Origin of the sequence: Aeromonas bestiarum, assembly GCF_000819745.1 — a bacterium.
In the GTDB taxonomy this organism is placed as follows: Bacteria; Pseudomonadota; Gammaproteobacteria; order Enterobacterales; family Aeromonadaceae; genus Aeromonas; species Aeromonas bestiarum.
Genome location: NZ_CDDA01000041.1, coordinates 74,187 through 99,020 on the forward strand (window position 1 = coordinate 74,187; position 24,834 = coordinate 99,020).

The 24,834-nt window shown below is 60.7% G+C and carries 23 protein-coding genes; 11 read left to right on the forward strand and 12 right to left on the reverse strand.

The window, feature by feature from the left end; genetic code table 11:
- Positions 1 to 140 precede the first annotated feature (140 nt).
- Positions 141 to 632: a cell division inhibitor SulA gene (locus tag BN1118_RS20520; protein WP_043557748.1), complete on the reverse strand. Its 492-nt coding sequence runs from the start codon at positions 630 to 632 to the stop codon at positions 141 to 143.
- A gap of 233 nt (positions 633 to 865) precedes the next feature.
- Between BN1118_RS20520 and BN1118_RS20525 the strand changes: the two genes are divergently transcribed.
- Together BN1118_RS20525 and BN1118_RS20530 are read left to right on the forward strand one after the other, a co-directional pair.
- The gene (locus BN1118_RS20525; protein WP_005300391.1) at positions 866 to 1,063 is read left to right on the forward strand and encodes a DUF4250 domain-containing protein; all 198 of its coding nucleotides are present in this window, start codon (positions 866 to 868) and stop codon (positions 1,061 to 1,063) included.
- Positions 1,064 to 1,449: 386 nt separating this feature from the next.
- On the forward strand, positions 1,450 to 3,927 hold the full coding sequence (locus tag BN1118_RS20530; protein ID WP_043139112.1) for a glycogen/starch/alpha-glucan phosphorylase: 2,478 nt from the start codon (positions 1,450 to 1,452) through the stop codon (positions 3,925 to 3,927).
- Positions 3,928 to 3,992: 65 nt separating this feature from the next.
- On the opposite strand, the gene BN1118_RS20535 is transcribed toward BN1118_RS20530, so the two are convergent.
- Both BN1118_RS20535 and trxC read right to left on the reverse strand, forming a co-directional pair.
- Positions 3,993 to 5,378 carry an SLC13 family permease gene (locus BN1118_RS20535; RefSeq protein ID WP_043557749.1) on the reverse strand — a complete coding sequence of 462 codons (1,386 nt, stop codon included), beginning with the start codon at positions 5,376 to 5,378 and terminating at the stop codon, positions 3,993 to 3,995.
- A gap of 154 nt (positions 5,379 to 5,532) precedes the next feature.
- Positions 5,533 to 5,973, reverse strand: coding sequence for a thioredoxin TrxC (trxC, locus tag BN1118_RS20540; RefSeq protein ID WP_043557750.1), 441 nt, complete (start codon positions 5,971 to 5,973; stop codon positions 5,533 to 5,535).
- A 155-nt stretch (positions 5,974 to 6,128) separates the two neighbouring features.
- Between trxC and BN1118_RS20545 the strand changes: the two genes are divergently transcribed.
- The 4 genes from BN1118_RS20545 (at position 6,129) to BN1118_RS20560 (ending at position 13,278) form a co-directional block, all read left to right on the forward strand.
- On the forward strand, positions 6,129 to 8,930 hold the full coding sequence (locus BN1118_RS20545; protein WP_043557751.1) for a response regulator: 2,802 nt from the start codon (positions 6,129 to 6,131) through the stop codon (positions 8,928 to 8,930).
- A gap of 141 nt (positions 8,931 to 9,071) precedes the next feature.
- Complete coding sequence (locus tag BN1118_RS20550; protein ID WP_043557794.1) at positions 9,072 to 10,808, forward strand: ABC transporter transmembrane domain-containing protein; 1,737 nt, start codon at positions 9,072 to 9,074, stop codon at positions 10,806 to 10,808.
- A gap of 91 nt (positions 10,809 to 10,899) precedes the next feature.
- The gene (locus BN1118_RS20555) at positions 10,900 to 12,651 is read left to right on the forward strand and encodes an ABC transporter transmembrane domain-containing protein (RefSeq protein WP_043557752.1); all 1,752 of its coding nucleotides are present in this window, start codon (positions 10,900 to 10,902) and stop codon (positions 12,649 to 12,651) included.
- A 153-nt stretch (positions 12,652 to 12,804) separates the two neighbouring features.
- Entirely contained in the window at positions 12,805 to 13,278 is a 474-nt protein-coding gene (locus tag BN1118_RS20560) for a DUF4442 domain-containing protein (RefSeq protein ID WP_043557753.1), read from the forward strand.
- A 150-nt stretch (positions 13,279 to 13,428) separates the two neighbouring features.
- On the opposite strand, the gene ybcJ is transcribed toward BN1118_RS20560, so the two are convergent.
- The 4 genes from ybcJ to BN1118_RS20580 form a co-directional block, all read right to left on the reverse strand.
- Positions 13,429 to 13,662, reverse strand: coding sequence for a ribosome-associated protein YbcJ (gene ybcJ / locus BN1118_RS20565; protein WP_043557754.1), 234 nt, complete (start codon positions 13,660 to 13,662; stop codon positions 13,429 to 13,431).
- A gap of 252 nt (positions 13,663 to 13,914) precedes the next feature.
- Positions 13,915 to 14,319: a MaoC family dehydratase gene (locus BN1118_RS20570; protein WP_043557755.1), complete on the reverse strand. Its 405-nt coding sequence runs from the start codon at positions 14,317 to 14,319 to the stop codon at positions 13,915 to 13,917.
- Positions 14,316 to 16,100 carry a class I poly(R)-hydroxyalkanoic acid synthase gene (locus BN1118_RS20575; protein WP_043557756.1) on the reverse strand — a complete coding sequence of 595 codons (1,785 nt, stop codon included), beginning with the start codon at positions 16,098 to 16,100 and terminating at the stop codon, positions 14,316 to 14,318. The genes BN1118_RS20570 and BN1118_RS20575 overlap by 4 nt, the downstream gene beginning before the upstream one ends.
- A gap of 93 nt (positions 16,101 to 16,193) precedes the next feature.
- Positions 16,194 to 16,544 (reverse strand): phasin family protein, encoded by a 351-nt coding sequence (locus BN1118_RS20580; RefSeq protein ID WP_043139134.1) that lies wholly within the window; start codon positions 16,542 to 16,544, stop codon positions 16,194 to 16,196.
- A gap of 318 nt (positions 16,545 to 16,862) precedes the next feature.
- Here BN1118_RS20580 and BN1118_RS20585 point away from each other — a divergent pair, with 318 nt between their 5' ends.
- The 3 genes from BN1118_RS20585 (at position 16,863) to pdxY (ending at position 19,527) form a co-directional block, all read left to right on the forward strand.
- Positions 16,863 to 17,426, forward strand: a complete 564-nt coding sequence (locus BN1118_RS20585) for a VC2662 family protein (RefSeq protein WP_043557757.1) — start codon at positions 16,863 to 16,865, stop codon at positions 17,424 to 17,426.
- A gap of 78 nt (positions 17,427 to 17,504) precedes the next feature.
- Positions 17,505 to 18,260 (forward strand): DUF429 domain-containing protein, encoded by a 756-nt coding sequence (locus BN1118_RS20590; protein ID WP_043557758.1) that lies wholly within the window; start codon positions 17,505 to 17,507, stop codon positions 18,258 to 18,260.
- 403 nt (positions 18,261 to 18,663) lie between these two features.
- Positions 18,664 to 19,527, forward strand: coding sequence for a pyridoxal kinase PdxY (gene pdxY / locus BN1118_RS20595; RefSeq protein ID WP_043557759.1), 864 nt, complete (start codon positions 18,664 to 18,666; stop codon positions 19,525 to 19,527).
- 161 nt (positions 19,528 to 19,688) lie between these two features.
- Here the strand turns inward: pdxY and BN1118_RS20600 are convergent, their stop codons facing one another.
- The 5 genes from BN1118_RS20600 to cyaB all read right to left on the reverse strand — a co-directional run bounded on the left by BN1118_RS20600 (position 19,689) and on the right by cyaB (position 23,116).
- Positions 19,689 to 19,994, reverse strand: coding sequence for an antibiotic biosynthesis monooxygenase family protein (locus tag BN1118_RS20600; RefSeq protein ID WP_043557760.1), 306 nt, complete (start codon positions 19,992 to 19,994; stop codon positions 19,689 to 19,691).
- Positions 19,995 to 20,110: 116 nt separating this feature from the next.
- Positions 20,111 to 21,229 (reverse strand): glycerol dehydrogenase, encoded by a 1,119-nt coding sequence (locus tag BN1118_RS20605; protein ID WP_043557761.1) that lies wholly within the window; start codon positions 21,227 to 21,229, stop codon positions 20,111 to 20,113.
- Positions 21,230 to 21,468: 239 nt separating this feature from the next.
- On the reverse strand, positions 21,469 to 21,975 hold the full coding sequence (locus tag BN1118_RS20610; RefSeq protein WP_043557762.1) for a GNAT family N-acetyltransferase: 507 nt from the start codon (positions 21,973 to 21,975) through the stop codon (positions 21,469 to 21,471).
- Positions 21,976 to 22,151: 176 nt separating this feature from the next.
- Positions 22,152 to 22,544, reverse strand: coding sequence for an NUDIX hydrolase (locus tag BN1118_RS20615; RefSeq protein WP_043557763.1), 393 nt, complete (start codon positions 22,542 to 22,544; stop codon positions 22,152 to 22,154).
- Positions 22,541 to 23,116: a class IV adenylate cyclase gene (gene cyaB, locus BN1118_RS20620; RefSeq protein WP_043557764.1), complete on the reverse strand. Its 576-nt coding sequence runs from the start codon at positions 23,114 to 23,116 to the stop codon at positions 22,541 to 22,543. Before cyaB ends, BN1118_RS20615 begins: the two co-directional genes overlap by 4 nt.
- A 396-nt stretch (positions 23,117 to 23,512) precedes the next feature.
- On the opposite strand from cyaB, the gene BN1118_RS20625 reads away from it, so the two are divergent.
- A complete protein-coding gene (locus tag BN1118_RS20625) occupies positions 23,513 to 24,358 on the forward strand; it encodes a DUF5718 family protein (protein ID WP_043557765.1) in 846 nt (281 codons plus the stop codon).
- A gap of 135 nt (positions 24,359 to 24,493) precedes the next feature.
- The gene (locus tag BN1118_RS20630; RefSeq protein ID WP_043557766.1) at positions 24,494 to 24,826 is read left to right on the forward strand and encodes a YnfA family protein; all 333 of its coding nucleotides are present in this window, start codon (positions 24,494 to 24,496) and stop codon (positions 24,824 to 24,826) included.
- The last annotated feature ends 8 nt before the right edge of the window (positions 24,827 to 24,834 follow it).

Genomic DNA, 24,834 nt, shown 5'->3' on the forward strand with positions numbered 1-24,834 from the left:
CCGGTTCATGGGCTGGGTCGTCCTGCTGAACCTCGCTCACCTGGGCATTTTCCGTCCTGTCACCTCTGTTGGTGTCTTGGTCTGTGCCTACGACTGTTCGTACGACCCAGCCTTTGCACGGTTTCATCCTCTCGCCGGCATCAATGGTTGAGGTAGATATCCTGTCCGCCATAGGCCAATGCGCCGTTGTGAACGGGGAGGGCAGTCCCTGCCGGTTCGAAGAAGCGAGTCAGCACCCCGAAGCGTTGCCCCAGCTTGCTCAGCTTGGCGCGATCCAGCGAGATCTGCTCAGGCAGCCAGGTCAGGACGGCCGCACAGTGGCCATTGCCCAGACTCTGCTCCAGCATTCGCTGCCAGTTCTTGATCTTGGGGCTGTGTACCACCAGCACCCGATCGGGATTGATCCCCTGTGCCTGCAGCTGTTTGGCCACCGGCAGGCCAGGCGGGGCAATCAGCAGGATCCAGCCCGTGTCGCCGTGGCTCAGTCTCACCAGCTCGTCGAGCAGCGGCGGTTCCTGGCTGGCAGATGTGATGAGGCGTTCATCTTCCACCTTGCCCTGATGCCGGGTAGGCCAGGGATTGCTCATGCTGACAGAGGCGGCGAAAGGGGGATGACTCATGGGCTGGCTCATATGTTCGTCCTGTATGAATAACCATGCTGTATGTGTATACAGTAGTTGTAACTCACACCAGTGACAAGCCATTTATGGTCAAAAATGTGATCTAATCGGCAGGGTTTATATTCATCCCATTGATTTTAATTGATATTTATTTGTATCTGGGTGTGGGTGTTTTTTAGGCTATGGACAAAGTGGGAGCAGGCGCTCATGGTTATACAGTCGGTTTGTGAAGAGGAGAGATGAGGATGGACGTCAGCACCTTGCAACGACTGGATGCCAATATCCTGCTCGGGATCATCAATGAGAAGCTGCGGCTGGAGTGCGATGGTCTGGAGGAGTTATTGGCCTATTACGACATGACGGAGGATCAGCTCGCGACCCGTTTATTGCAGATAGGCTATCACTACGACCCCATGAGCAATCAGTTCAAGGCGCATGGTTAAAGGGGATATAGCCATCACAGGGCATCGTCAGTCTGGTCCCATGAACAGCGCACATTGAAAACGATTTCAATGTGCGCTGTATTTTCAGTTATTTTCATGGATTTTCAGTACTTGGCAATGATTGAAAACCTATTCACGGATTTATATTTGCGTGAGTTTGTTAAGTTGCTGATTTTAAATGAAATGAGCGTTCTTGCTTAATAAGTTTCAGGAAAGGGCTTTCAAGCTTGAACTGTCATTTTTATGCGTTAAAGTGTGACTTGCGTTAACTTTTCAACCATCGGCTTTAGCTAGTATGCCCACGCCGGAACATATTCTGAGATAACAACAGCACCGGTCCCTGATGGGATAACAATTTTATTATTCTGTAACGAAGGAAATGGTTTATGGCTACCAAGAAGAAGACAGACCAGGATCTCCAACTGGATAAAGATCAGCTCAAGGCGAGTATCGTGCGTCACCTGCGTTCTACCTTGGGTACAAGCGAACAGAAAGCCTCGCCAGAAGCGTGGTGGAAAGCGACCGCAGCCGCCGTCAACGAACAGGTGTACGAGCGCCTGACCCGCACTCAGCAGACTCATTTCAAGAAAGATACTCGTGCGATTCACTATCTCTCTGCTGAATTCCTGATGGGGCGTTTGACCTCCAACAACCTGCACAACCTCTCCTTGTACAAAGTGTGTGAAGAGGCGTTGGGTGAACTCGGTCTGGAACTGACCGACCTGTGTGAACAAGAACCGGACATGGCGCTCGGCAACGGTGGCCTTGGCCGCCTGGCCGCCTGTTTCATCGATTCGCTGGCGACCCTGAACTATCCGGCCGTCGGTTACGGCATCCATTACGAGCACGGCCTGTTCCGTCAGGAGATCCAGGATGGTCGTCAGATAGAGCGTCCGGACTCCTGGCGCGAATATGGCAACCCCTGGGAAATCTGCCGTCCGGAATCCGTGCAGGAGATCCCGCTCTACGGTTATGTGGAAACCGTGTTTGGCGACAACGGCGGCCTGAAGAAGGTATGGCACGCAGGGCGCAAGATCAAAGGGGTGCCTTGGGATATCCCTGTGGTGGGCTTTGGTGGTCATACCGTCAACATACTGCGTCTGTGGGAATCCCGCGCCTCCGAGTTTTTTGACTGGGACGTGTTCAACGCCGGTGGTTACATCGACTCCCAGGCCGAGAAAGCCCAGGCCGAGACCATCTCCAAGGTGCTCTATCCGAACGATGAGACAGACGCAGGTAAAGAACTGCGCCTGATCCAGCAGTACTTCTTCTGTGCCTGCTCCATCAAGGACATCATGCGTCGCTACAAGCGGGTGCATGGCTCGGATTTCAGCAACTTTGCCGCCCAGATCGCCATTCAGCTCAACGATACCCACCCGACCGTGGCCATCCCCGAGCTGATGCGGGTGCTGGTAGATGAAGAAGACTTGAACTGGGATGCCGCCTGGGCCATCTGCTATCGGGTCTTCTCCTACACCAACCACACCCTGCTGCCGGAAGCGCTGGAGAAGTGGTCCGTCAGCCTGTTCGAGAAGGTGCTGCCCCGTCACCTCGAGGTGATCTACGAGATCAACGCCCGCTTCCTGAGCGAGCTGGTCGAACCCAAGTGGCCAGGCAACGATGCCATCAAGGCCAAGCTCTCCATCATAGAAGAAGGGGACGTGCGCAAGGTGCGCATGGGCAACCTGTGCGTGGTCGGCTCCTCCAAGGTGAACGGCGTGGCCGAGATCCACTCCAAGCTGGTGAAAGAGGATCTCTTCCCCGAGTATGCCGAGCTGTGGCCAGAGAAGATGTGCAACGTCACCAACGGCGTGACCCCCCGTCGCTGGCTGCTGGCCTGCAACCCCGAGCTGGCCGAGCTGTACAACGAAGTGGTGGGCAAGGAGTGGCCGCTGCAGCTCGACAAGCTGCGCGCCGTCACCAAATTTGCCGACGACAAGGCGTTCCAGCAGCAGTTCATGACCATCAAGCGTCATAACAAGGAGAAACTGGTCAAGGTCATCAAGGCCGAAACCGGCATCGATGTGAGCGCCGAGGCGATCTTTGACGTCCAGATCAAGCGTCTGCACGAGTACAAACGCCAACAGCTGAACCTCATCCACATCATGGCGCTCTACCGTCGCCTGCTGGCGAACCCCGACTATGACATGCACCCGCGCGTGTTCATCTTCGGCTCCAAGGCGGCGCCCGGTTACAAGCTGGCCAAAGACATCATCTACGCCATCAACAAGCTGGCGGAGCGGGTCAACAACGATGCCCGCATCCAGGGCAAGCTGAAGGTGGTATTCATGCCGAACTACCGCGTCAGCCTGGCCGAGAAGCTGATCCCGGCTGCCGATGTGTCCGAGCAGATCTCCACCGCCGGCTACGAAGCCTCCGGTACCGGCAACATGAAGATGGCACTGAACGGCGCCATCACCATAGGCACGCTGGATGGGGCCAACATCGAGATAGCGGAAGAGGCGGGTGCCGAAAACTGCGCCATCTTCGGCCTCAACGTGGACGAGGTGAAGGCATTGAAGGGGCGCGGCTACAACCCGTATGACTTCTACTATGCCAACTCCGAGCTCAAGGCCGTGCTGGACTGGTTCGATACCGATTACTTCACGCCGGGTCGTCCGGGCGAACTCTCCTCCATCAAGCGTTCCTTGCTGGAAGGGGGCGATCCCTACCTGACCCTGGCCGATTTTGCCTCCTACTCCGAAGCGCACAAGCTGATCGATACCTGGTATCGGGATCCGGCGCTCTGGGCCAAGAAGGCCATCATCAACTCGGCCACCATGGGCAAGTTCAACTCCGACCGCTCCATCCAGGACTACGTGGATCGGATCTGGAACCTCAAGAGCTGCAACATCGCGGGTTGATCCCCCTCTGGATATGAAAAAGCCCTTGCATTGCGAGGGCTTTTTGCTGGGGGCGAGTCAGCGGATCAGAGAATGTCGCCGACAAAGTAGGCAAGCCCGGCCAGCAGCACGGTGAACACGACGTTCAGTGCCATCCCGGCCCGCATCATCTCACGCTGACGGATATGGCCGCTGGCGAAGACGATGGCATTGGGCGGGGTAGCCACCGGCAGCATGAAGGCACAGGAGGCACCGATGGCGATCAGCACCGCCATGACGATAGGGGAGACCCCCAGCGCCTCGGCCACCCCGGCAAACAGCGGGATCAGCAGGGCGGCGGTGGCGGTATTGGAGACCAGCTCGGTCAGGAATACCACGAAGGCCGCCAGCATCAGCAAAACGATGAAGATGTCGGCATGGGAGAGCACGGCCGACAGGTGGCTGGCCAGGAAGGCGCTGGTACCGGTGGCCTTGAGGATGGCGCTCAGGGTCAGGCCGCCGCCAAACAGCATCAGCACCCCCCAGTCGGTGTTCTGGTTGACGTCATCCCAGCTGGCGACGCGGCTGACCACGATGGCGATGATGGCACCCATGGCGATCAGTGTATCGAGTTGAGGTATGCCGCCAAAGGCGTTGGAGATGGGCTGCGAGCCAATCCAGAGCACCACTGTGGTCAGGAAGATGGCCAGCGTGACCTTGCGTTCACGAGTCCAGTTGATGGTGACATCCTGGATCTCGACCCTGTGGTTGAGCTGCGGGCGGGTGACCAGATAGAGGAGGGCAATGCCACAGGGCATCAGGATCAACACCACAGGGATGCCGAATTTCATCCAGTCGGTGAAGCCAATGCCCATCTGGGCGGCGGCGATTGCGTTGGGCGGGCTGCCGACCAGAGTGCCTATGCCGCCAATGCTGGCGCTGTAGGCAATCCCCAGCAGCACGAACACGAAAGTGGCGCGATCTTTCTGGCTGTCGAGCCGCGTCAGCATGCCGATGGCCAGGGGCAGCATCATGGCGGTGGTGGCGGTGTTGCTGATCCACATGGACATGGCGGCCGTGATGGTGAACAGCAGTATGACGCCCCAGCCCAGATGGCCGTTGGCCAGGTGCATCACCTTGCCCGCCATCAGAGTGTCCAGCCCCTGTTTGGAGAGGGCTGCCGCGAGGGCGAAGCCCCCGAAGAACAGGAACAGAATGGGGTTGGCAAAGTCGGTGAGGGACTTGCTCATGTCAAACACCCCGAGCACGGTTGCCAGCAGGGGCACCAGCAGGGCCGTGATGGTCACGTGCAGGGCTTCGGTCAGCCAGAGAATGGCGATGAAGACCAGAATGCCCAGCCCCTTGTTGACCATGGGATCAAACGGCAGCCAGGCCAGCATGGCGCAGAGCAGCAGCACATCCAGGATGACGATCCCGGATTTGATGTCGAGCCAGCGAGGTGAGGGAGCGGAGGGTACAGCAGATGTGTGCATAATGTTCTCTCGGTTAATTTATGGTTGTTGTTGTGTTGCCGAGATTACATTTATCCCCCTGTTTGAAACAGGGGGAAGTCGTCAAAGCATGCCGGGACTCACAGAGTCAAGGCAAATAAAAACATTAAATAAACACAAATTAAACATCTGAGCATCATTTGGCGGGGGGAATGAAGGAGGCCAGCCACTCCTTGAACAGGCTCTTGGGCAGGGAGCCGCTGCGCTGCGCCACCATCTTGCCCTGCTTGAACACCATCAGGGTGGGGATGCTGCGGATGGCGTAGCGGGCCGCGATGGCTTGCTGCTGCTCGGTATCGACTTTGACAAAGCGAATATTTGGTTCAAGCTCACTGGCAACTTGTTGAAAAATGGGTGAAAATTGTATGCATGGTCCGCACCAGCTGGCCCAGAAGTCGACCACGACCGGAAGGTCGGATTGGATCAGGGTATCGAACTGTTGCTCGTGACCCGTGACGGGCGTGATGCCAAACAGCTGTGCCTTGCAGCGGCCACACTTCGCGTTTGAATCCAATTTTTCGTCAGGCAGGCGGTTCCTGGTGAAGCAATGACTACAATAGGTAGTGATAAATGACATAATTGATTCCTGTATGCATAAGCCCTGCAACATCTTTATTGCACTGACAGGGCCGAGTAACGGTAACATAGCAGTCAGTTATCTTTCACAGCCAGTGATCCGGTTTCGGCATTCTGTCGGCGGATACACGGCCATGACATGAGAATCGAGACGGGATGAATAATGTGACACGGGTCAATCGTGTTGTCCTGAGCCTGATCATCGTATCGCTGCTGGCATTCTCCGGTTATTGCTGGCAACTGCTCAGTCAGCAGCAGAAGGCCTCCGAACTCAGCGTGGCGGCGGAGTTGATCCTCAACCGGGTCAACACGGATACCGTCTATCTGCTGGGGCGGGAGAAGGCCAATGATGGCAATGTTCAGCAGCGTCTCAACCAGCTGTCGAGCAACCTCGACAGCTTCGTGCGCCAGGTGCGCAATGACCCCGACGCCGCTGAGAATCCCCACTCCCAATCCCTGCTGCACGACATCGACAGCTACCTGCTGGACTTGGCCAAACTCTACTCCATGGAGATGGCCATCGAGTACATAGAGCAGCCGTTTCAAAAACAGCTCAATGCCTTGCTGGCGACCCTGCCGGCCGATGCCCCCCTGGCCATCGACCTGACCGAGCTGGCGCAACTCAGCCACTACCTCAAGCGCAGCTGGGACAAGGGCGAGCAGAAGCAGCTGCAAAAACTGCAACAACGGCTCAAGACGGCCTATCCGTCACACCCCGAAGTGGCCGGTCTCGCCCAGTTGAGCGAAGACGTCAGCCACCAGGTGGTGGACTACCACGTGCTGCGCAACCAAGTCATCGACATGCATGAGCTCGATGGCTTGTCGGTCTGGAAGCAGAGCAAGATGGACCAGGCCTCCTCCCTCAAGAGCCGTTTCTATCTGATCGTGCTGGGGGGCGCCATGCTCTGTTTCGCACTGGTGGCAGTCACCCTGTGGCGTCGCAACCAGAAACTGAGCGAGCTGTCGCGTCAGACCGGCTTGCTGGCCCAGGCGAAAAGCGATTTTCTGGCCAACATGAGCCACGAGATCCGCACCCCCATGAACGCCATCATAGGCTTCAGTTCGCTGGCGCTGCAGACCGAGCTGGATCAGCAGCAGCGGGATTACCTCAGCAAGATCAAGTCTTCGTCAGATACCTTGCTGCTGCTTATCAACGATATTCTGGATCTGACCAAGGTCGAATCCGGCAAGCTGACCCTGGAAGAGATCGACTTTGATCTGAGCGAGCAGATAGATTCGCTCGCCGGCATGTTTGCCGATCTGGCCGAGCGCAAGCAGGTCGAGGTCATCATCAACAAGTCACCGGCCGTGCCCGACTTCCTGCGCGGCGATCCGCTGCGACTCGGTCAGGTGCTGGTCAATCTGGTCAACAACGCCATCAAGTTTACCGAGCGGGGCGAGGTGGAAGTGGCCATCACCCTGGTCAACCAGCACCCCATGCGGGTGCGTTTCAGCGTGCGGGATACCGGGATCGGCATCGCCGAGGAGAAACAGGCCCAGCTGTTCCAGCCCTTCACCCAGCTGGAGGCGGGCAACACCCGAAAATACGGGGGATCCGGCCTTGGTCTCAACATCTCCCAGCGTCTGGTCGAGCTGATGGGGGGGCGGATCACGGTGCAGAGCAAGCCGGGCTCCGGCTCAGTGTTCCAGTTCGAGATCCCCATGACCAAGGCCGTCTATGGGGTGTCCGGTCGTCGGGTCTTCTTCGAGCATCAACCGCTCATTCTGGTGATGGATGACAATGAACTTGTGCTGGATCTGGCCAAGGACATTCTCGGTCGTGCCGGTGTCAGGGTGGTGGCGGTCAACAGCCTCTCCCGGGCTCGTCAGGTGTTGCGCGAGGAGGGCCAGAGCATACGGCTGGCCATTCTGGACTGGCGTATGGGGCAGGAGGATGGCCTGGATCTGGCCCTCGAGATGTACCAGCACAGCCAGTGGCGGCGCCTGCCCATACTGATGACCAGCGCCTGGGCCAAGGAGGGGCTGCACGGGCGCATGGAGAGCATGGGATTGACCCACTTCCTGGCCAAACCCATGACGGAGAATGCCCTGCTGGCCAAGGTGGACGAGCTGCTCAATGGCAGCTCCCACGATCAGCAGATCCGCCAGGCCGAAGCCCAGGGGGATCAGCAACACTTCCGTGAGCTGTTGCAAGGCGTCCGGGTCTTGCTGGCGGAGGACAACCGGGTCAATCAGCAGCTCATTATCGAATACCTGCGCCGAGTGGATGCCGTGGTGACCGTGGTCGGCAACGGCCGCGAGGCGGTCGAGCGGGTTTCCGAGCAGCCATTCGACGTGATCCTGATGGACTTGCAGATGCCGGTGCTCGACGGCCTGGATGCGACCCGCCAGATCCGCAAAATGGTGGACAAGCACGACGTCCCCATCATAGCGCTCACCGCCAGCGCCATGCCCGGTGATCGTGAGCGTTGTCTCGGGGTCGGCATGAATGGCTATGTCACCAAGCCGGTCAGCAAGCTGGATCTCTACAACAACCTGCTGCAGTGGGTGAAGAGTGCCAGCGGCGAATGCCGGGTACCGCTGGAGGTGAAACCGCCGGATCTGATGGGGGTGCTGGATCTGGAGGATGCCCTCAAACGGCTGGAGCAGGACAAGGAGGCGCTGCAGATCCTGTTCAAGCTGTTCATGTCCGAGCATAAGGATGACTTGTGGGAGATCCGCTCCGCCCTGCGCCGCCAGCAGCCCGACATCGCCTGCCGGTTGCTGCATACCCTGAAAGGGGTGTCGGCCAATATTTCGGCCTCCCGCCTGCAGATCATGGCGGGTGATCTGGAGTGGCGCCTGCGCCAGAATGAAGAGCTGACCGAGCCGGATCTGGAGCAATTGCAGCGTGTATTCAGCCTGACTAGGGATGAGGTGTCCCACTTCTTGCTGACCGGCGAGCAGCAGGAAACGCCATACAGCCCCTTTGCACAGCGAGATGATCGCTTATTGTGACGGGATAAATAGCAATTATTCTCAAGCCAGCCACTTCAGGCTATCATGGCCCTCTCGTATCGCCCCCTTCTGGGGGCGATTGCATTGCGTTTCCCCGTGACGGGCGGCAGCTTCTGGCTGATCGCGACAAAGGATATCTACGTGAGCGTATTCTCAAGGCTGGGCTGGTTTTTCAAGGAGCAGTGGCGGCGTTATCTGGTCGCCATCTCGCTGCTGATGATGGTGGCCCTGTTGACCGTGATCCCGCCCAAGGTGGTGGGCTGGGTGGTGGATGGCATTGCCAAAGGCTCTCTCGACAACGACACCCTGATGGGCTATCTGGCGGGGTTGTTTGTGTTGGGTCTGCTCATCTATCTGCTGCGCTACGTGTGGCGGGTCATGCTGTTTGGCGCCTCTTACCGGCTGGCCTATGTGCTGCGCAATCGCCTGTTCAGCCACTTCACCCGCATGAGCCCCGATTTTTACCAGCGCCACCGCACCGGCGATCTGATGGCCCACGCCACCAACGACATCCAGGCGGTGGAGATGACGGCCGGGGAAGGGGTGTTGACCCTGGTGGACTCCATCATAGTCGGGGTGCTGGTGCTCTCCATCATGTGCAGCCAGTACTCCTGGCAGCTGACGCTGCTCTCCCTGCTGCCCCTGCCGGTGATGGCGTTCTTCATGAACCGCTTTGGCACCCAGATCTACAAGGAGTTCAAGGCGGCGCAGGGGGCCTTCTCCCGTCTCAACAACAAGACCCAGGAGGCGCTCTCCGGCGTGCGAGTGCTCAAGTCCTATGCGGTTGAATCCCTGGAGGACAAGGGCTTTGCCGAGCTGACCCGGCAGGCGGGGGCGTGCAACATGGCGGTGGCCCGCATCGATGCCAAGTTTGACCCCGTCATCTATCTCTGTATCGGTTGCTCCTACTTTCTCGCCGTTGCCGGTGGCAGCGTGCTGGTGGTGCGTGACGAGCTGACCCTGGGGGAGCTCACCAGTTTCACCATGTATCTGGGCCAGCTCATCTGGCCCATGTTTGCCATCGCCTGGCTGTTCAACATCATAGAGCGGGGCAGCGCCGCCTACTCGCGCATCGAGAGCCTGCTGGCCGAGCGCAGCGACATCGAAGAACCGGCTGAGCCGGCGGTGTTTGTCTCCGCCTTCCCGCTTCAGGCCAAGGGGGTGAGCTACCAGCTGGAGCAGCGTACCCTGCTGCGCAATATCGATTTCACCCTGCACAGCGGCGGCATGCTGGGGGTGGTTGGTCGCACGGGGGCGGGCAAAAGTTCCTTGCTCAAGTTGCTGATGCGCCTCGCCAATCCCACGGCCGGCGAGCTCTCCATGGGCGCCGTGCCCATAGCGCAGCTGGCCCTTGGCGAGCTGCGTGGCCAGTTTGCCTATGTACCGCAGGAGCCGTTTTTGTTCTCCACCACCATAGCCGCCAACATAGCCCTAGGCCGGCCAGACGCCAGTTCGGAGGAGATAGAGCAGGTGGCGCGCATCGCCTGTGTGCATGATGATATCAGCCGCTTCCCCAAGGGCTATGAGACCGAAGTGGGGGAGAAGGGGGTGACCCTCTCCGGCGGCCAGAAGCAGCGGCTCGCCATTGCCCGCGCCCTGCTGCTGGAGGGGCCTATCCTGGTGCTGGACGATGCCCTGTCGGCGGTGGATGCCCATACCGAGCAGCAAATACTGCAAGCGCTCAAGACCCATAGACGGACGCTTATCCTGGTCAGCCACCGCATGACGGCGGTGGAGCAGGCCGACGAGATCCTGGTACTGGAGCAGGGGCGCGTCAGCGAGCGGGGTCGCCATGGCGCCCTGATGGCTCACAACGGCTGGTACGCAGACATGGTTCGCTATCAGCGGCTGGAACAAGACGTGGAGGAGAGCCTGTGAGCGTGATGATTAGACGAGTGGTTCCCCTCATCCCCAACCCTTCTCCCGCAAGGGGAGAAGGGTGCAAAAGCGCTGCACTGGAGGCAAGTCTGTGAATCCAACGATTAAACGCCTGCTCGCTTATTGCGCCCGTTACCCGCGCTGGCTGATCCAGGCCGGGATCTGCCTGCTGCTGGCCACAGGTGCCGAAGTGGCGGGTCCTTTGCTCATCAAGCTCTTCATCGATGACTACCTGGCGCCGCGCCAGCTGGTGTGGCCCGCCATCGCCGCCATCGCGGCCGGGTATCTCGGTTTGCAGGTGCTCTCTGCGGCGGGTTTCTACCTGCAATCCCTGCGCTTCAACCGCATTGCCCAGGCTGTGGTGCAGACCTTGCGCGAGCAGGTGTTTGCCACCGCCATCCGGTTGCCGGCCCGTTACTTTGACCAGCATCGCTCGGGCTCGCTCATCTCCCGCATCACCAACGACACCGAGGCGATCATGAACCTCTACGTGCAGGTGATAGGCCTGCTGGTGCAAAAGGTGGTGCTGCTGTGCGGCATCCTCATCTCCATGGCCCTGCTGGATCTGCGGCTGATGCTGGTGTGCGCCTGCCTGTTGCCGGCAGTGGCGGCTGTGATGTGGCTCTACCAGAAACTGAGCGTGCCCGTGGTACGGGCGACCCGCAGCCTGCTGTCCGAGATCAACAGCCGTCTCAACGAGTCGCTGCAGGGGATGCCGGTGATCCAGGCCATGGTGCAGGAGCGCCACTTCGCCAACGCCTTTGCCGAGGTGAACCAGCAGCACTGGTCGGCGCGGCTCAAGAGCCTCAAGATCAACGGCATTCTGCTGCGCCCCCTCATCGACTTGTTCTACATGATGGTGCTGATAGGCCTGCTCGCCCTGTTTGCCCGCGAGGGCTTGAGTGCGAGTGGCGCCATCCAGGTGGGGGTGCTCTACGCCTTCATCAGCTATCTGGGGCGCATGATAGAGCCGCTGATCGAGATGACCAACCAGCTCAACCAGTTGCAACAGGCCATGGTGGCCGGGGAGCGGGTATTTGCCCTGCTCGACGAGCCCCGCGAGAGCACTGAGGGCGAGAGCCAGTCCCTGCAGGGGCGGGTCAGCTTTGACAAGGTGAGCTTCTCCTACGATGGCCAGCAACAGGTGCTGCGGGAGGTGAGCTTTGCCGTGCACCCCGGCCAGATGCTGGCGCTGGTGGGCCACACCGGCAGTGGCAAGTCCACCATCATCAGCCTGCTGATGGGCTTCTATCCGCTGGATCAGGGCACCATTCGTTTCGATGATCACCCCATGGAGGGTCTGTCGCTCTCGGCGGTGCGGCGCAGCATAGGCCTGGTGCAGCAGGATCCCTTTATCTTCGTTGGGACTTTGGCGGAGAACCTGCGGCTCGGCCGTGACGGCATCGACGAGGCGCGCCTCTGGCAGGCGCTGACCGAAGTACAGCTGGCCGATTTCGTGCTGAGCCTGCCGGATGGCCTGAACACCCTGATGGAGGAGGGGGGCAAGAACCTCTCCGCCGGTCAACGTCAGCTGCTTTCCTTTGCCCGCGCTCTGGTAGGGGATCCGCGCATCCTCATTCTGGATGAGGCCACCGCCAGCGTGGACTCCCAGACCGAGCTGGCGCTCTCCCAGGCGCTCTCGGCGGCCCGCCGTGGCCGCACCACCATTGCCATTGCCCACCGGCTCTCGACCATAGTCGATGCCGACGAGATCCTGCTGCTCTCCCGTGGCCAGGTGAATGAGCGGGGCACCCACGGCGAGCTGATGGCGCAGGGAGGGCACTACGCCCAGCTGTTCGAGATGCAGAGCCAGGGGGCCTGGCTGGAAGAGAAGCGGGCCTGATCGCGAGGCCCGTTGTAAAAAGAGAGGGAGCCCGAGGGCTCCCTCTCTTTTTGTGTTCACCGACAAGCAGCAGAAGCGTGATCAGCGTCCTTGTCGAATGGCGGCCATGCTGGCAACATGCTGTTTACATCAACTCATCGGATCAGTTCGCATATGGACTTGCAACGTTTCAAAGCCAATCTGGCGCTGCGGCTGTTTGCCTGGCGTTATATTCCCGTCATCGGCTTTTGTGCCCCCGTCATCGAACGGATGGACGCCAAGGCGCTGCGCATTCGCATTCCTCTTGGCTGGCGCACCCGCAACCACCTGGGCAGCATGTATTTTGGCGCATTGGCCACCGGCGCCGATCTGGTGGGCGGTCTGCTGGTGATGGAGAAGGGACGGACGAGGGGCAAGAAGGTGCACTTCGCCTTCAAGGATGTGCAGGGGGAATTTCTGAAACGGCCCGAGGGGGACGTGCAATTTGACTGCGCCGCCGGGGAGGAGATCGACGCCATGATAGACGAGTCGCTGGCGAGCGGTCAGCGCATCAATCGCCCCATCCAGGTGGTGGCCACCTGTCCGTCATTGAACGGGGATGAGGCGATGGCGCGCTTCGTGCTGACCTTGTCGATCAAGGCCAGCTGAATGCGAGAGGGCGCGTCGGCGCCCTTATTCAAGCAGGGATCAGAGGATCTCCGGGCTCACACCCGCTTTCACCACCACCTTCATGCCATTGAAGTTGACCACTTGCTCGGCCACTGTGCTGGGTAGCGCTTGCGTGCTAGAGCGTCGGGATCAGAGGATCTCCGGGCTGATGCCTTCTTTCACCACCACCTTCATGCCGTTGAAGTTGACCACCTGCTCGGCGACTATCTTGCAGCGCTTGCGGGTCTCGACCTGACCGTCCACTTCCACCAGACCGTCGGCGACGAGGGCCTTGGCCGCGCCGCCACAATCGGCCCAACCCTGATGCTTGATAAGGTCACACAAGGCAACGAAGGGGTGGCCTTCGAGCAGAAACGTCTCCATGGGAAATCCTCTAGATGGATGAATGGCTGAAACAGCAGGGCGGTTATTCTAGGCAGTTCGGGCCGTCAATGAAAGAGCAAGGGAGCCTGTCTGCGGGCAATTGTGGTCGCAACTGAGCGTCTGGACCTCTTTCCGGATGTGCAGGCAGGGCTCAAGGCCAGCAACTGCAGCCGTCATCTCGGTGGAACATGAGGTTGCACCATAAAAGTCAGCCCGGCGGGGCCGGGCTGAAGGAGGGTCGGTGATCAGCGCTTAGCCAACTTTCACCACAGCCTCGCCAGTCACGGCGAGGGCCCCGGCCGCCGTCACTATGCGGGTGGCCAGGGTGATGATGGGCTTGTCGCTGCGCAGGGCGATGATCTCCACCTCGGCTGTCACCTCATCCCCCACAAACACCGGCTGCTTGAAGGCGAGGCTCTGCCCCAGGTAGACGGCGCCCTTGCCGGGCAACTGCTGGCCCAGCAGCCCCGAGAAGAGGCTGGCCAGCAACATGCCGTGCACTATGGGTCGATCGAACGGCGTGGTGGCGGCAAAGGCCGGGTCCAGGTGCAGGGGATTGAAATCCTCCGACAAGCCGGCGAAGGCCTCGACTTCGGCCGCACCGAACCGCTTGGTCAGGCTGGCCTTTTGCCCAATCTCAAAGGGGAGTCTGCTCATGCGGGCTCCTCCTCCGTGGTCTTGGCAAAGACAGGGTTGAGCCGCACCTTGACGTAGCCGCCGGGGGCCGCCTCCAGTCCCTCGCTCGGGATGCGGGCGGGCACGGGCGTGGCCTCTTCCTCTCGCGCCTGGATGAAGGCTGCCATCTCGGGCCACCAGGAGCCGCTCTGATGGGTGGCCTGCTCGAGCCAGGCGGCTGGCGTGTCACTGCTCGCATCACTGTGCCAGAAGCCGTACTTGTTGGCCGCTGGCGGGTTGATGATGCCGGCGATGTGACCCGATTCGGCCAGAATGAAGCGCTGCTCGCCACCGAACAGCTTCATGCCCTGCCAGGTGCCCTGCCAAAGGGCGATGTGATCGTCCATGGCCGAGACCAGCAGCACCGGCGTCTTCACCTTGGAGAGATCGATGCGGGTCTGGCGGATCTTGAGCTCCCCCTTCACCAGCTGGTTCTCCAGATAGAGGCGACGCAGCAGGCTGTTGTGGGTCTTGCCGGCCACGTTGGTGCTGTCGCTGTTCCAGTGCAGCAGATCGAACGCCACCGGGCTCTGGCCCTTGAGGTAGCTGTCGATGTAGTAATTCCAGTAGAGGTTGTTTTCCCGCAGCAGGCTGAAGGAGACCGCCAGCTGGCGCCCGTCCATGATGCCCTTGGCCTCATTCTGGGCCTCCAGCGCCGCTATGATGGGCTCGTGGATGAAGATGCCGAGCTCCCCCGGCTGGGAGAAATCGAGCAGTGTGGTGAACAGGGTGGCGGAGCGTACCCGCTGCTTCTGGCGCCGCGCCGCCAGCCAGCCCATGGCCAAGGAGAGGGCTGTACCGCCGATGCAGTAACCTATGCCGTGCACTTCGCGTTCACCGGTGGCCGCTTCCACGCCGTCCAGCGCGGCGATCACCCCATCGACCACGTAGTCGTCGAGATCGATATCGGCCTGCTCCACACCCGGGTTGCGCCAGGAGATCATGAAGACCGTCTGGCCCTGGGTGACCAGCCAGGCGACCAGGGAGTTCTGGGGCCGCATGTCCATGATGTAGTACTTGTTGATGAAGGGCGGCACTATCAGCACCGGCGTCCTGGCCACGGTTTCCGTGGTCGGACTGTACTGGATAAGCTCGTAGAGTTCGGTGCGCTGCACCACCCGGCCCGGCGTCAGCGCCAGATCCCGCCCCAGTTCGAAGGCGGACTCGTCGGTCAGGCGGATGTTGAGCTGATCGGCGCTGCGTTCCAGATCCTCGGCCAGCAGCGCCAGTCCGCGCACCAGATTTTGGCCATCGGATTCCAGGGTGAGTCTGAGCAGTTCGGGGTTGGTGGCCAGAAAATTGCTGGGCGCCATGGCATTGAGGTATTGGCGGGTGAAAAATCGCAGCCGTTCCCGGCTCTTCTGGGGCACCCCTTCCAGCGCATCCACCGAGGCCAGCAGGTGTCTGGCGGTCAGCAGATAGGATTGCTTGAGGTAGTCATAAAGGGGCTGATCGCGCCAGGCGTCGTCCTTGAAGCGGCGATCGCTGCGTTCCGGCGTGATCACCGGCTCGCTCTCCTGACCTGCGCTTTTGAGCAGGGTGTGCTGCATCAGCTTGAGCTGATCCTGCCACCAGTTCATCTGGGCGTTGATCAGTTGCCAGGGTTGCTGACTGCCCTGTTCCAGTACCTGGCCCAGATCGTCCAGATTGGTCTGCAGCAGCGCCTGCGCCGTGCGCTCCGTCTGTGCCTTGGCCATGTCCAGCAACTTGTCGTTATAGTGGGCCAGGGCCTCGAACAGCGGGCCGTAAGATGATTGGCTCATGTTCTCTCCTTCACCCACACCCGTGACAGGGCGAGCCTGTCGTGTCGGGTCATGGGGAGATGTGGCTGCCCGCAGCGGGCAGCCAGGGGGATATCAGGCCTTGCCCGTGCTCTTTTTGATGCCGTCGGCCGCCAGGGTATCCAGCTCTTCCTTGAACTGCAGACCCAGCGCATTGAGCTTCTGGATGTCATCCAGCATCTGGCGGGAGAGCTGGCTGGCGGTCTCCAGCTGCACTGTGCCAAGGGCCGCCAGGCTCTGGGCATCCTGCACCTTGCCGGCGGCCTGCAACTGGCTCAATCCCAGTTCGGCATAGGCATTGGCGGAGGCCAGCTGCAACCGGGTCAGCTGTTCGATGTTGCTGGCCAGCAGCTGGTTATAACGGGTGAGGGGGGCAGCAAAGCCTTGCATCTGCTCGGTAAAGGTCTTGATTACGTCCATATTCATCGCGTGTCTCCGTGGTTGGCAGAAGGGTATTGCAAAAGGCCGATGGGCCCATTCTTCGGTTACATCCGTTCGACTACATCCTTAAGTCGTTACGTGTCGTTTGCTCTGTTCAAACGCACGTTTAGGCATTGTGTTACCAAATGAGGCTTGATGTAAATAATATAAATGTTAATTTTTGCTTAAATTTTAATTCTGGTCTGTCCAGTTTGTGCGAATGAATTCAGACGGGGGATGACGCAGCAGCGCCTGCCCGGCCTCGTTCCCGCACGCGAGTGCTGATAGGCTGGCCTCCCTCCCTGATTGTTAAGGAAAGCCCCGATGAAACCTGCCCACCTGCTGCTTGCCTGCGGCTCCCTTGCCCTGGGTGGTGTCGCCCATGCCAGTACACCCATCCAGGTCTCGCTGCCCGGCGTCAATCTGCCCGCCTCCCATCAGGTCGAAGGTGCCAGAGCCTCCTTTCTCTATGGCCGCACCGGTCAGGTGAAGGGAATAGATCTGCCCATCCTGGCCCTCTCCGACGTGGATCAGTTCAGCGGCCTGCAGCTTGGCGTCTTCCTCGGTGCCGGACGGGTGCGCCACCAGTTCAACGGGGTGGCCATCAACGCCGTCAACTGGCACGAGGGACAGGACAAGGGGATCAACCTTGGCTTCGTCAACCTGACCAACAATGTGCAGGGCCTGAACTGGGGCGCCGTCAACATCGCCAAGGGTAACGCCCTGGCCAACGTCGGCTTCGTCAACTATGCCGAGCGCACCACCTTCCAGCTGGGTTTCATCAACGCCACCAAGCATCTGGACGGGTTGCAGATAGGCCTTGCCAACTACGCCGAGAACGGCATTTTCCCCATACTGCCGCTGATCAATTTCAAGAAATCCTTCTAAGGCGCGCTCCCGGCCTTGCTTTAGGGGACGCAGCCATTACCCTGTGCTCCATTGATAGCGCGCAGAGGTGACACGGGCATGACAATGGAACACATGGATGCCATCGGCATCGGCTGGGATGTGAGAGGCTGGCAGGGCAATGCCCAGGCGGTGGCCGTGGTGGGCTGGCAGGCGCGCGAGCAGCGCCTGCACTGGTTTGGGGTGTCGCCCCTGTTCCGGCTGAGTTCGCGGGTGGCGCCGGATCTGGATGCCCTGCTGCGCCCGGCGTTGCAGGACGAGATGAACCTGATGCAGGTGCTGGCTTGCCCGCAACTGGCGTTGGGCATCGATGCGCCGCTTGCGTTTCCACGCGCCCTGGGCGATCTGCTGGCGGGGAGGGCAACCGAGTGCGTCGTGCCCCAGCGGGAGATAGACAACCCTTATGCCTATCGCGACTGCGAGCGCTGGCTGCACCGGCAATATGGCAAGAAGCCGCTCTCGGCCACCTTCGATCGGCTCGGCAACAACGCCACCCTGGCGCTCGCCATGCTGCCCCGGCTGGCGGACTTGCAACTGGTACCCAGGTTGCAGCCAGAGGCCGAACGCGCCGTGCTGGAGGTCTATCCCGCCCTGGCCAAGGTGGGTGGCAAGGCGTCTGCAGTCAGGGCCGAGCTGCAGCCCCATCTGCCGGCAGAGTTGGCGACGGGCACGGATCGCTACGATGCCGCCATCTGCGCCCTGATGGCATTGCAATACGCTGCCAAAGGGGGGGTCTCCCTGCTGCCAACCCTGGTACAGCCGCCTGCCGACATGGCGCTGGATGAAGGCTGGGTCTACCACTTCGCGCGCCCTTGAGCAGAAGGCGGATCTGATGGTTCCAGCGGATCTCGCCCTCTTCCCATTTTGCGCCCGCCATGCCTTGCTGGCGGGCGCCGATATCGACTGATTGCCCACCGGGATCCCATTTTCTTCCCCTTCAGCACTGGCCTCACCATGTGCTGCCTTATTGTGCTCATATGCCATCAAACAAGAAGCTGAAACCACCTTATAAGCAGGTGCCGCGACTCCTCATCCAATCAACATCTGGCAAGGCAGGAAAGTAGGGGCGATGGTGGCTAAAGAGGCAGGTCTGGCAAATGGAGCTTAGATCGGCAGTTTTTAAGACCAAATACGGGTTTGTGCTGCACAAAAGTGGAAGTTCAATATCTTCATCCGATATATTGCGCCTTTCCCCTGACTCTTCTCTGCGGTGATGTCGATGAAACGCATTCTCTCTATCCAGTCCCACGTGGTGTTTGGCTGTGCCGGTAACAGCGCCGCCGTGTTTCCCATGCGCCGTCTCGGCATGGAGGTGTGGCCCGTCAACACGGTGCAGTTTTCCAACCACACCCAGTACGCGGCAGGCTGGCAGGGAATGGCGATGCCCGCCGGTCACATCAGCGCCCTGTGCAAGGGGCTGGGGGATATAGAAGTACTGGGCCGGTGCGATGCCGTGCTGAGCGGCTATCTGGGCTCGGCCGAGCAGGGGGACGAGATCCTGACCGTGGTGGCTGCGGTCAAGGCGGCCAATCCTGACGCCATCTATTTCTGTGATCCCGTCATGGGCCACCCGGAGAAGGGGTGCATAGTTGCCCCCGGGGTGACCCGTTTTCTCACCGAGCAGGCGTTGCCGGCGGCCGACATCATGGCCCCCAACCTGCTGGAGCTGGAAACACTGTGTGATACCCACCTGGCGGATCTGGTCCAGACCCGCGCCGCGGCGCATCAGTTGCTGGCCCGGGGAGTGAAGATGGTGCTGGTCAAGCATCTGGGTCGCGCCGCTCGCGAGCCGGGTCGCTTCGAGATGCTCTTGGCTACCCCTGATGGGGATTACCTGATCGCCCGTCCGCTCTATGAATTTGCCCATCAACCGGTGGGGGTGGGGGATCTCATCAGTGCCCTGATGCTGGCCAATCTGCAGGCGGGCTTTGATGCCGTGACGGCGTTTGAGCGCACCAATGCGGCTGTGGATACTGTGCTGCTGCACACCTGGCAGGCGCAGGCTTACGAGTTGCAGCTGATCACGGCGCAGGGGGCATTTGCCGAGCCCGTGATCAGCGCGCGCGCCGAACGGCTGGCCTGATGCGGCCTCCCTGTGCGAGCAGGGTGTAGTGATCATCAGAGTATTCCAGCTGGTGATCACGCCTGGGCCAGCTGGCCATGTCAGTGCCAGGCCCTGCGGGGGATGGATGGTGACCCGCCGGCCCTGGCTGTTTGCTACGAGAGCCCGGCGCCCTGTCTTGGTCAGGCCCCCTGGCACTGAGCCACCGCCTGATAGTGTTCCACCGTGGGGAAAGGGTCGTAGAAGTGATGCAGCAGCGCCTTCCACTGCTGGTACTGGGGTGATCCGCGAAAGCCTTGGGTATGATCTTCGAGCCGCTGCCAGCTGACCAGCAGCAGATAGCGGTGGGGATCGGTCAGCGAGTGCTGCAACTGGTGCCCGGCGTAACCCGGCATGGCACTGATGATGGCCTGGGCTTGGCCAAAGGCCTGCTCGAAGGCGGCAGCCTGGCCCGGAATGACCTGCAGATGAGCGACTTCCAATATCATGGTGACTCCTTGTCCTGAGAGGGGAAGGGGCATTCCAGCAGTTCGGGACGCAATAGACAAGGCCAGCCGCACGGCTGGCCTTGTCGTTGTTGATCAAGAGTGCGTTTTATCCTTGATCAATGGTGGGGATGGCGGGCCCGATAGCGCTCTGCCATGGCGTTGGCCGCGATCATGGCGCCGTAGACATCCTGCTCGTTCACGGCCATGGGCATGTTGCCCATGGTGTCGAGGGGATCACAGGCAAGCGCTGCCACCTTGCGCCACTCGCTCTCGACAAAGCGGGTCAGCCCCATCTCCTGCAGCGTCATGGGCAGACCGGCGACATGGATGATGCGCATCACCTCGTCGAGCTCGGTCTGGGGGGCGCGCTCCAGCACCAGCTGGGTCAGCAGGCCGAATACCACCTTCTCTCCATGCTGGGCCCTGTGCAGGTCGGGCACCACAGACATGCCGTTGTTGACCGCATGGGCCGCCGCCAGACCACCGGCCTCGGCGCCGACCCCGCTCAGGTAGATGGTGCCCTCGATGATCTGCTCCAGCGCCGGTGTGGTGACATGATGGCGCACCGCGTCCATCGCCATGTCGATGTTCTCCCCCAGCAGCTCATAGCAGAGCCGGGCCAGACCCAGCCCGGTGCGGGAGGGGCGCTTGCCCACCAGATTGATGCCATCGGCCCGATAGCAGGCGCGGGCCTCGAAATAGGTGGCCAGCGCATCCCCCACGCCGGCGGCGAAGAAGCGGGCGGGGGCTGCGGCTATGATGGCGGTGTCGGCGATCACCACGTCCGGGTTCTGGGGCAGGAACAGATAGCGCTCGAACTCGCCCGCCTGATTGTAAATGACCGCCAGCGCGGTACAGGGGGCATCGGTGGAGGCTATGGTGGGGAACAGCACCACGGGGCGGCGCAGGTAGAAGGCAACCGCCTTGGCCACGTCCAGGGTCTTGCCGCCGCCGATCCCGACGATCACGTTGGCGCCCTGCTGTTCGGCGAGATCCAGGAGGCGGCGGATCTCGATGTCGGTACACTCGTAGTTGAACTTCTCGACCGCCCCCTTCAGGCCCGCTTGCAGCAGGCCGGCCAGCGCCTCTTCACGCACCCGCTCCAGGATGAACTCGTCGCTGACGAGCAGGGCGTTGTCGCCAAAATCTTTCACATGATCATGGAGTTGGGGCAGAAGGTCGTGGCCGATGATGAACTTTTTGGGGGAGGTGACGGTACGAGGCAGGATAGGCATGCAGGATTCCTCAAGGCAGTGAGTGGCACCCGGTTGGTATGCAAACGGGTCTTCCTGCCACACCATACGCCTGGTCCGCCATCAGGTGAAGGGAGAGTGGGGTTCATCCCTCGATTAAATTAATCAAATCGCCTGTTGGATGGTTTATCTGGGGTAAAGAGATGCAGGCTGCTAGGTGCCGATGGCCAGCCTGCGCCCGCTCTGGAAGCCGGGCGCAAGGCCATCTTTGCAGGGGAAACTCAGAGCTGCTTGTAGAAGAAGAGGGTAGCCGCCAGGGTGCCGTCGGCACTGCGGGCAAAGCCCGGGATCTGGCCTGCCTCCTGATAGCCCAGCTGGCGATAGAGGCTGGATGCCACGTCGCCGACCCGGGTATCGAGCACCAGCAGGGTACGCCCGGCGTCACTGGCCCCCTGCTCCATGGCCGCCATCAGGGCGCGGCCGACCCCCTTGCCACGAGAGTGACTGTGTACCATCAGTTTCTCCACCTCGGCCCGGTGGCGGCCGTTGGCCTTGGTACAGAGCGCCAGTTGCAGGGCGCCAACCAGCTGATGCTGCTCGAAGGCGACCCAGAGCCGGCGGTTGCCTGCCGCCAGCTCCGTCTCTATCCCTTGCCAGTATCCCAGCCCCTGCTCTTCCGTCAGTGGCGGCAAAAATCCCACGGAGGCGCCGCTGGCCACGCTGTCTTGCAGCAGGGTGATGAGCGCAGGCTTGATGCCCAGGGTGGTATCAACCTCAACTATGTCCATCGAGAGTCCTTGTCAAACGTGGTCACGACAGCGGCATGCACCGCTGTGCGGCAAACAGAGATAAGGAATCCGTGTTTTGCCGCATGACGGGTTAGCCTCGCCGTTTCTGGCGCCGATTTCAAGCCGAAGGCCCCCGTTGGTTGCGCCGGATCACGCTTGCACCTCTGCGCTATGCCTCAGCGGATGAGACGCTGCTCTGCCAGCCAGGCAAACAGCAGGCGGGAGACGGGGGAGATCTCGGCCAGATGGCGGCTGTCCAGCCAGCGCAGCTCGGCGATCTCGGCCGAGGCAACGGGCGTACCGCTGGCCTCGCCGGTGTAACAGCGCAAGCGAACCTGTATGCCTTCAGGCTTGCCATCGGCCTGGGCGCTGAATTCGCAGGCAAGGCGCAAGGTGTCGGCTTGCAGGGTCACGCTCAGCTCCTCCTCGATTTCCCGCACCAGCGCCGCTTCATCGCTCTCTTCGGCCTCGCGTTTGCCACCGGGGATGTAGTAGATGGCCTTGCCGTGGGAGCGGGCGCAGAGCAGTTGCTGATCCTGGAAGGTCAGCCAGGCGAGTTTGTCGATCATGAGGGCACTTTCTCTGAGTTGAGGGTGAGGCTCTGCTCGCACAGGGTGCGATAGGAGCGGGTTTCGAGTTGTGCTGAGGAGAGGCCGAGCCGTGTGGCCAAATCCTGCAACTGCTGGCGATAATCGGGCAGCAGGGCTTCATCGTCGGTCATGATGGCCAGCTCGGCAAAATCGCCGATCCCCTCGAGATGATCCCGGGTGACATGGAAGGGGCCGACAAAGTAGATGCTGCGCCGCTTGCTGATGGCCAGTACCTGCCGGTAGCCCAGGGTGCGCAACATGCTGGCCGCCTTGTCGGCGTCCGTGATGTTGACGGCCTCGCAGCGATCGGCTTCGGGTCCCTTCACTATCCAGAGCTGGATGCCGGAAGGCTGCATGGTGCGGATCACCAAGCTCTTGCCCTCTGCGGCCAGGCTATGTTCTGGCGTGTCGAAGTAGCTGTCCTGTTCCTGGTTGTCTTCCAGCATCACCTCGGGGTTGAGGGCGGCGAGGGCGCAGGTGAAGGCATCGACATCGCTCAGCCGGTACTTGAACTCGACCTCGAAGCGGCCCTGAAAGTGTTGTGATGACATCGGCAGGCATCCTTGAGTGTGCGGTTTTGCATGGCAGGCAGCCTAGCAAAGTTGACCGGCAGGCCCAAGGGGCAGCCGTGCAGTCTGTGGAAACGATCTGTTTCTCGCCGCATTCGCTCTCAGTAGATCCTCTCCCTGCGCTCAGCTTGATCAGCTGGGTGCCTTTGTTCTTGATCCATGACCTTGTCCGCGTGAGGCAAGGGGGCCGTCAACTGGCCGTGTGCCTCTGCCCAGAGACACGCCGGCGGATGCCGAAAAGTTCGGGCTGGCGCACAGGATGGGGCGCCCGGGCTGGGCGGGGGCGGGTCCCTGTGGTTTAATCCTTGCCACTTTCGCGGTAGCGGATCCCGTCTGGTGGGTCGGCTGCCCCCGCTTTGACAAGATGCAGGTGATCAGATGCAAGTGACAGCAGAGAGCAAATTTATCGGACTCGGGGTGGCGGGCAACTTCGCCGGTCATCTGGAGCAGGCGGGAGAGGCCTCGGATTTCGTGGCTGTGGTGGTGCGTGACACCAGCGCCCCCAAGGCGCTGTTCCCCTTCTATGTGCCAAGTCATCCGGGCCAGCTCGGTGTCTTCCCCCTGAGCGAGAAGGCGATCTTCCTGCCAGAGGCGGCGGTCAGCGGTGACGAGAAGGTGCAGATCGAGCCGGAAGTGGCGCTCTGGTGCGAGCTGGAATACGCAGGCACCCAGGTGGTGGCCATCCATCCCCGCGCCTTTGGGGCCTACAACGACTGCTCCATCCGTCGTCCCAATGCCAAGAAGATCAGCGAGAAGAAGAACTGGGGGGAAGAGAGCAAGGGGCTGGCGGCCACTCTGCTGCCACTGTCCCATTTCGCAGCCGGCTGCGAGCTCGATGACTATCGCATCGCCTGTTACCTGGAGCGTGACGGCGAGCTGCACGCTTACGGGGTAGACAGCGCCGCCGTCGATTACAGCTATTTTCATCGACAACTGCTGGACTGGGCCATCGACAAGTTCAACCATCAGCAGGACGAGGGCCCGGCGGAGCATATCCAGGGGCTGCTGGCCCAGGCTGGCTACCCGTCCCATGCGCTCATCAGCATAGGGGCCACCCGTTATACCCATTTTGGCGAGACCCACTTCCTCAAGCCCGGCGATACGTCCTGCGTGCTGGTCTATCCGGCCAGCCGCTACGGCGAAAGCGATATCCGCGAAGCCATTCGCACCCGCCAGTTCGGGCCGGATCTGTCTGCCCTGCTGCAGGCGGTCAAGACCCGCTGATGCCATCCCGGCTTCCCCTGCACCCGCGGGGGAAGCCTGGTCCTCCCGCCATTCAACTCCCTCCTGCTGCGCTTACATAACGTGATGATTTGCTTTAACATTCAGCCAATTTAACGGGGGTGATAGGGGCGCATCATGGTGGAACTCAAAACGATCGGACTGTTTCTGATCACGGCGGTGGCCGAAATCGTCGGCTGTTATCTGCCCTATCTCTGGCTGACACAGGGCCGGAGCATCTGGCTGCTGCTGCCCGCGGGCTTGAGTCTGGTGCTGTTTGCCTGGCTGTTGTCACTGCATCCTACCGCCGCCGGTCGCGTCTATGCCGCCTATGGTGGCGTCTATATCTTCGTGGCCATCCTCTGGCTCTGGCTGGTGGACGGCATCAGGCCCACGCTGTGGGATCTGGTGGGTTCGCTGGTGGCCCTGCTCGGCATGGTCATCATCATGTTTGCGCCAAGGCCCGCTTAGGGCTCGTG

Bases quoted from the DNA above. Each gene is read 5' to 3' on its own strand.
- BN1118_RS20520 (WP_043557748.1), bottom strand. From the start codon at position 632: ATGAGCCAGCCCATGAGTCATCCCCCTTTCGCCGCCTCTGTCAGCATG.
- BN1118_RS20525 (WP_005300391.1), top strand. From the start codon at position 866: ATGGACGTCAGCACCTTGCAACGACTGGATGCCAATATCCTGCTCGGG.
- BN1118_RS20530 (WP_043139112.1), top strand. From the start codon at position 1,450: ATGGCTACCAAGAAGAAGACAGACCAGGATCTCCAACTGGATAAAGAT.
- BN1118_RS20535 (WP_043557749.1), bottom strand. From the start codon at position 5,378: ATGCACACATCTGCTGTACCCTCCGCTCCCTCACCTCGCTGGCTCGAC.
- trxC (WP_043557750.1), bottom strand. From the start codon at position 5,973: ATGTCATTTATCACTACCTATTGTAGTCATTGCTTCACCAGGAACCGC.
- BN1118_RS20545 (WP_043557751.1), top strand. From the start codon at position 6,129: ATGAATAATGTGACACGGGTCAATCGTGTTGTCCTGAGCCTGATCATC.
- BN1118_RS20560 (WP_043557753.1), top strand. From the start codon at position 12,805: ATGGACTTGCAACGTTTCAAAGCCAATCTGGCGCTGCGGCTGTTTGCC.
- ybcJ (WP_043557754.1), bottom strand. From the start codon at position 13,662: ATGGAGACGTTTCTGCTCGAAGGCCACCCCTTCGTTGCCTTGTGTGAC.
- BN1118_RS20570 (WP_043557755.1), bottom strand. From the start codon at position 14,319: ATGAGCAGACTCCCCTTTGAGATTGGGCAAAAGGCCAGCCTGACCAAG.
- BN1118_RS20575 (WP_043557756.1), bottom strand. From the start codon at position 16,100: ATGAGCCAATCATCTTACGGCCCGCTGTTCGAGGCCCTGGCCCACTAT.
- BN1118_RS20580 (WP_043139134.1), bottom strand. From the start codon at position 16,544: ATGAATATGGACGTAATCAAGACCTTTACCGAGCAGATGCAAGGCTTT.
- BN1118_RS20585 (WP_043557757.1), top strand. From the start codon at position 16,863: ATGAAACCTGCCCACCTGCTGCTTGCCTGCGGCTCCCTTGCCCTGGGT.
- BN1118_RS20590 (WP_043557758.1), top strand. From the start codon at position 17,505: ATGACAATGGAACACATGGATGCCATCGGCATCGGCTGGGATGTGAGA.
- pdxY (WP_043557759.1), top strand. From the start codon at position 18,664: ATGAAACGCATTCTCTCTATCCAGTCCCACGTGGTGTTTGGCTGTGCC.
- BN1118_RS20600 (WP_043557760.1), bottom strand. From the start codon at position 19,994: ATGATATTGGAAGTCGCTCATCTGCAGGTCATTCCGGGCCAGGCTGCC.
- BN1118_RS20605 (WP_043557761.1), bottom strand. From the start codon at position 21,229: ATGCCTATCCTGCCTCGTACCGTCACCTCCCCCAAAAAGTTCATCATC.
- BN1118_RS20610 (WP_043557762.1), bottom strand. From the start codon at position 21,975: ATGGACATAGTTGAGGTTGATACCACCCTGGGCATCAAGCCTGCGCTC.
- BN1118_RS20615 (WP_043557763.1), bottom strand. From the start codon at position 22,544: ATGATCGACAAACTCGCCTGGCTGACCTTCCAGGATCAGCAACTGCTC.
- cyaB (WP_043557764.1), bottom strand. From the start codon at position 23,116: ATGTCATCACAACACTTTCAGGGCCGCTTCGAGGTCGAGTTCAAGTAC.
- BN1118_RS20625 (WP_043557765.1), top strand. From the start codon at position 23,513: ATGCAAGTGACAGCAGAGAGCAAATTTATCGGACTCGGGGTGGCGGGC.
- BN1118_RS20630 (WP_043557766.1), top strand. From the start codon at position 24,494: ATGGTGGAACTCAAAACGATCGGACTGTTTCTGATCACGGCGGTGGCC.